This is a genomic window from Bartonella phoceensis, assembly GCF_902825145.1.
GTDB classification, from domain to species: domain Bacteria; phylum Pseudomonadota; class Alphaproteobacteria; order Rhizobiales; family Rhizobiaceae; genus Bartonella; species Bartonella phoceensis.
In genome coordinates, this window is sequence record NZ_CADEAD010000018.1 from 1 (window position 1) to 5,627 (window position 5,627).

A 5,627-nucleotide genomic window follows, 5' to 3' on the forward strand; every position below is an offset into this window, starting at 1 on the left:
AGGAGAATAAAACTGGAGATATTACCAAATAGCTTGCCGTTTGAGGTACAAGAGCATTGATCTTTGCTTCACGATCAAGCGTATCCCTTTGCAAGCGGAAATCCCAGAAATTATCTCCTTCTCTCAAAAGGTTTTGCTGTTCATCGGCCTTACCACGGTTTGATGTTGGTCCATAAGCATTCAGCGTATACTTGTAGGGCAATCCATTCATTGTGACGTAACCGTTCGCAAGCTTGAAGGAATTTTCATCTGCTTTACCAGAAACTTGAATGAGTGAAACACCGCGCATATTCGTGGGAATGGAGTCTTCATCTTTTGCATTCTCACTCCTTGAAAGACTATTGAAATGGATTGTTGTTGTGCCCGATACATTGCCATAAATAAGGAGACGGTCCGTTTTTTGTTGTTCTTTCGTTAGACCATCGCTCCATTTCGTGTTGAAATAAATTCTTGCATCACCCGTTGCATTGTAAACTGTCTCTACATCGGGAAACCTATTTGGCTGCAGTTTAGAGATATCAAATTCCTCAGATTCCTCATAATCTTCAGATTTTGGTGGTTGTTGGCCTACAATTAAGGTTTGATAATGGTGATATGTCAGCAAAGTAGGCTCCTTAAATACAATAGCACTCTTATTAAGGTTCAATACTGAAATGATAGACTGTGCTCGTTTATCAATGTCAACAAGCGCATAGCTACCAGCTCTAGGTGGTTCGTTTTGACTAATCTTTAAGGTCCATTTACTGTTATCGTTCAAATTAAAAATTGTTACGTGTTTTTGTGTTGTTCTTACTCTTCCTTCTAAAATTGAATGATCAGCGGTTAGTGTAAGAATGGTAGGATTAATTTCTGGTGATTGATCATTTCTCAATAACATATCGGCACGAATTTCTGAATTTTTAAGCTGAATCTCAGCATCATCAAACGGCCCTAAAATACCGATACCATCTTCTACAAGAACTTTTGTATTGTTAAGAGTTGCACTATTTAAAATAAATTCGTTTTCTTTGGCAATGAGCTTTGAGGCTTTAGAAAAAGTAAGGCCATAACTTTTATGATTTCCTTTAACGGTTACAATCGAATCTTCAATATTGATGATACCACTAGCAAGTTCTAACCCAGATATTATTGCGGTTGCCTTAATTTCTTTAGCATCAACACGTCCAGCCCTTGATGCAGCGATTGCGGTCATATCGGAGAATACTATCGCTTTTCTAATGATGGCAACCGCTCCTGCGCCACCAGCGGATACTGCAGTATATTTGTCACGAATAAGAACGTTATTAAATGTTTCCTGCCCCTCCTGTACAGAGACCTTAGGAATTTCGAGAGGAGGGGTATTCGCATCAGCTGAGCCAAAATGAGAAAAAATCAAAATCCCTGCAATTGTACATAGCAAAAAATTTTTCTTATAAAGAGATTTCCTATACATAGACGTGCCCTTAGTATTGGTATATTTTGGTGCTTAATTCCCCCCTCTGATAGAGTAAAGATTGCGGGAAATTTATATCATTATGTTTTTTTTGTAAACAACAAAACAAATTAGTAATTGCTGCTCTCTCTACTTTAAAAATGGTCATAGAAACCAATAAATATAGGTGGCATAAAAAATTTTCTTGATAATTCTTATTCACAAAGAACGCTATGATGAGGACATGTTGAAAGATCGTTTATTGGTTAAAGCTTATTTTCACCAAAGTTTTATAGAGTTGAAGGTGGAAGATATTTTATGCACGGCACCAAAAGTTTTCCGTCGACTCTTTTGTGCAAGAAAAAAAAAGACGAAATGCGCATTATGTATTTTAAACATAAAAATCAAAATATTTTGTATTTTTTATCAAAAATGATTTTTACGAAATCATTCGATTTTTATAAATAATAAAGCAAATACAAATAGCTGTTTTTTTTGAGGCGTTGCATAAATTGAAGATGAAGCATTTTGTTATATTGCGTTTTGAGTAAGATTAATTCTTTTACAGAGAGAGGGTGTAAGAGGGTGGTACAGAAAAAGCGGTCATGTGACTGGTATTTCTATGACAGATTGAAAAAATAAAAGGGTAGCACAATGCTCCCCTTTTTGATGAAGGCTCCAGAATAACAATACGCTTGTTGTTATGGCCTTGCCTTAAAATTGGTAGCGTATACCTCCTGAAAAACTTGCTCCAGATATACCAGTTTTTTGAAGCTTTTGTTGATAGGTGACATCACCATGAAGTGAGACATTTTGAGACAATTGTGCACTGATACCAAGTCCACCTTCAAGCAAAGAGCCCATAGGATCAAGTTGATAAGCTTTATCAATATATATTGCTTGATCATCACCAAAAGTTTTGATCACATTTACTTTCCCATAGAAGGAAACAGCGCGCCCGTTTTCAGCAGTGACAACAGTTTTGTTCAAACGTCCTCCAACACGGATTAACCATTGATGAGGATTATTCATATCAATAGTCAGATTATCAGCATCTGAAATGGTATCAAACATCAAGTGTTGATAGGCAATTTGCGCTTGAGGTTCAAATGTTACACTTGCAATACCGGTGGCAAATTGTTTACCAACAGTTGTGGAGATGTTTAACATCTTTGCATTTTTCAATTTTGCAGTTTTTCCAATGATGGCATTGCTGATATCTCCTTTTAGGATTCCATAGGATACAAGGGCATCAAGATAGACCCCATTGTCATGCTGTATACTGCCATAGGCTGTGAGTGACCATTTATCCACGGTGCTTTTACTTGCGTCTTTCATATTCTTTGGAGTGAAGGAAAGTTGCCCGTAGGTTCCTACAAAACCGAAATGTATTGTGGTATCTTGCCCTTCCAGTGCGGCAAAGTTTATCTCTCCTTGAAGGGTGGCATAGCGAAGATGAGCACCGCTATAACCATATTTAAGGGGAGCACTTTCAGAAGATAATGTCCCTGTTCCTCCGTAGGTGTTTAAGAAGAAGCCGTTCTGTTTTTCTTGTTGTTTCCCTAAGACAGATGTTCTCATATTGGCTAACAGGGCATTTTGTTTTGCCATATCGATCAATCCCGTATAGAAGAGGGCATTTGGCATGAGCAAATAGTTTGCCATTTGAGGTACGACGGTTTGCACATTTTGCTCAGGATCAGGGTTGAAGCTAGAGCTACCGGGGTTAGAGCCAGAGCCGCTGGGATTGGATCCAGAGCCACCGGGGTTAGAATTAAGAAATTCAGGTTGTAGACGGAAATCCCAGAAATTATCGCTATTTTCCACGAGGCTTTGGTTTGCTTCGGCTTTTCCTTGGTTTGAATTTGGTCCATAGGCACGTAGTATATACTTATTGGGTGAACCATTGATTGTGGTATAACCATTGACCAATTTAAAGGAGTCTTCTTCAGCTTTTCCAGAAACTTGAATAAGTGAAAGCCCTCGTATATTTGCAGCTGTAGAAGTATTTTCTTGATTGTCGTTCCCTTTTAAATATCCCTTAACAAGAACATTTGTTTTTCCTGATACATCACCATTGATCAGAAGCTGATCGGTTTTTTGGTCAGCGATTGGTGCCCCATCACTCCACAAAGTATTGAAAGAAATCTGTGCATTACCTGTTGCATTATAGACCGCTTTGGTATCTGGTCTTCCCGAACCTATATGCAATGTGTGGTAATGATCTTCTGTTGGCTCTTTAAAAACAAGAGAGCTGTTATTGAGGTTGAGAACAGAAATATCAGAACGTGATCTTTGAGTGATATCAAGGTGTTTTCCGTTATCATCAATTTCTTTTGTACTGGTTGTCAATATCCATTTCGTATCATTTTTCAGGTCAAAGAATACGTTTCTCTGTTGTGCAATATTTGCTCTGCCTTCTAAAATAGAATGGTCAGCGCTTAATATGAAGGTACCGTTGGATATCTCCTTAAGCTCTGTGCCGTCCAACAATTTTTTATTTTTCCAAGAAAATTTATTCCAAACAATACCGTCTCCCAATAATACATCGGCATGAATTTCCGAATTTTTAAGATTAACTTTGCCGATTGATGGAGAAAAACTACCCTCGATACTCTTTTCGACAAGGGCTCCAACGAGAATTCCAGCACCATTGTCAACGTGAATATCTGTGTTGATCAAATTGATTTCGTTGTCTCTATATGTTTCTAGTTGCTCTGATTTATCTGGATTAGTTTTCAAGAAAGTTGCAAGTTGTAAACCAGCAACTCCTGCTGTTGCAGAAACATCTTTGAGGTCAATATGTCCACCAATTTCTGCAATCAATGCGACCTGTTTTGCTTCTATTTTATTTTTCTTCGCATTTTGTGGCGTAGAAATGCCATTGGACATTTTAAGTGTGCTATTGGCTGTAGCGAGACCTATATCAACATTTTGAATGATTGTTTCACCATTTAATTCAATTTTGCTATCAAGCTCGTAAGCTGCTACGCCAGTGGTTATGTTTGCAGACTCCCCACCGATTATTGTTAAATCTCCACTAATGATTTTACTTCCACCGTCTGCATAGAAACCTTCATCAACATTTTGGATGATTGTTTTGCCTGTCAACTTAATTTCGCTACCGGTGCCTTCTGTCCATACACCACAGGGTTCTTTTTCAGGATCTGGATCGCTTGTTTTTCTGCCGATGACTGTTAAATTCTCGCTGATGATTTTACCACCACCAGCTGCTCCAAGACCATTCAAAGTATTGCTAATCGTTGTATTGCCATGCAACTTAATTGTGCTGTTTGCAAGTGCAAATGCACCAGTCCCTTTGCCCTCTGTTGTTAAAGAAACATTGGTGGCATCAATTTGCCCACCTTTTTCTGCAAGTAATGCAGAATATTTATTCTTTATTGTTACTGTTCCCCCTGCCATTGTGATATTGGCTCCTGAACCATCTGCATGGAGACCAACATTATCATATGATATAATGTGAGTATTATCCTTTAAAATAATAGAACTGTCTTGTTTTGCATATATTCCATTGATTTTGCCATCAAATGATCCTCCAGAGACTGTTATTGTAGAGTGATCATTTGCATATATGCCAGTATCTGCGTGAGAGACGTTTACATTCTCTAAAGTGACTACACCGTTTTTGTCTGCTTTTATTCCAAATTGCAGTGGTGCATCGTCTTTACCACTCGATATCGTTACATTTGTCAGCTTGCTTTCTTTATTATTATCTGAAAAGAGAACGCCAGTATCGGAAACAGTAATGGTTCCTCCGGTTATTTGAAGTTTAGCACCATCTTTTGCTTCAGCACCTAGGGAAATGACAGAGTCAATTCCTTTAATGGTTGTCGTACCGTTTAACTCAATCGCACTATTAGTACCTTCAGCGGTTACCGCATAGACGTTTTTGTTTGTACTTGAGTTTATATCTTTATTTCCAACTATTTTTAAATCTATTCCGGTGATTTTACCACCCTTGTTTGCATGAATAAGCTCGTAAGTTCCTGTTGGGACCGTTTTTTCTCCCCCAGAAACTTCGATAGTTTCAGCGTATGCACAGAAATGAATATTAAATAATATAATAGTTGCTGTTGCAGTACATGATAAAAGGGATTTTTTAGACACAAGTACTCTCCTTTAAAGCCCCCAATATTTATTCCCCCGCTAACTTATAAGAAGAATAGAAAATGGATAGTTGTTAATACAATAATTC

At 37.9% G+C, this 5,627-nt stretch carries 2 protein-coding genes; both read right to left on the reverse strand.

The window, feature by feature from the left end:
* Nucleotides 1–1,432: autotransporter outer membrane beta-barrel domain-containing protein (locus tag J7R07_RS07820; protein WP_208436303.1), on the reverse strand; the 1,432-nt coding region annotated here is incomplete at its 3' end.
* Between the two features lie 693 nt (nt 1,433–2,125).
* The gene (locus J7R07_RS07825; protein WP_208436304.1) at nt 2,126–5,539 is read right to left on the reverse strand and encodes an autotransporter outer membrane beta-barrel domain-containing protein; all 3,414 of its coding nucleotides are present in this window, start codon (nt 5,537–5,539) and stop codon (nt 2,126–2,128) included.
* Nucleotides 5,540–5,627 lie beyond the last annotated feature (88 nt).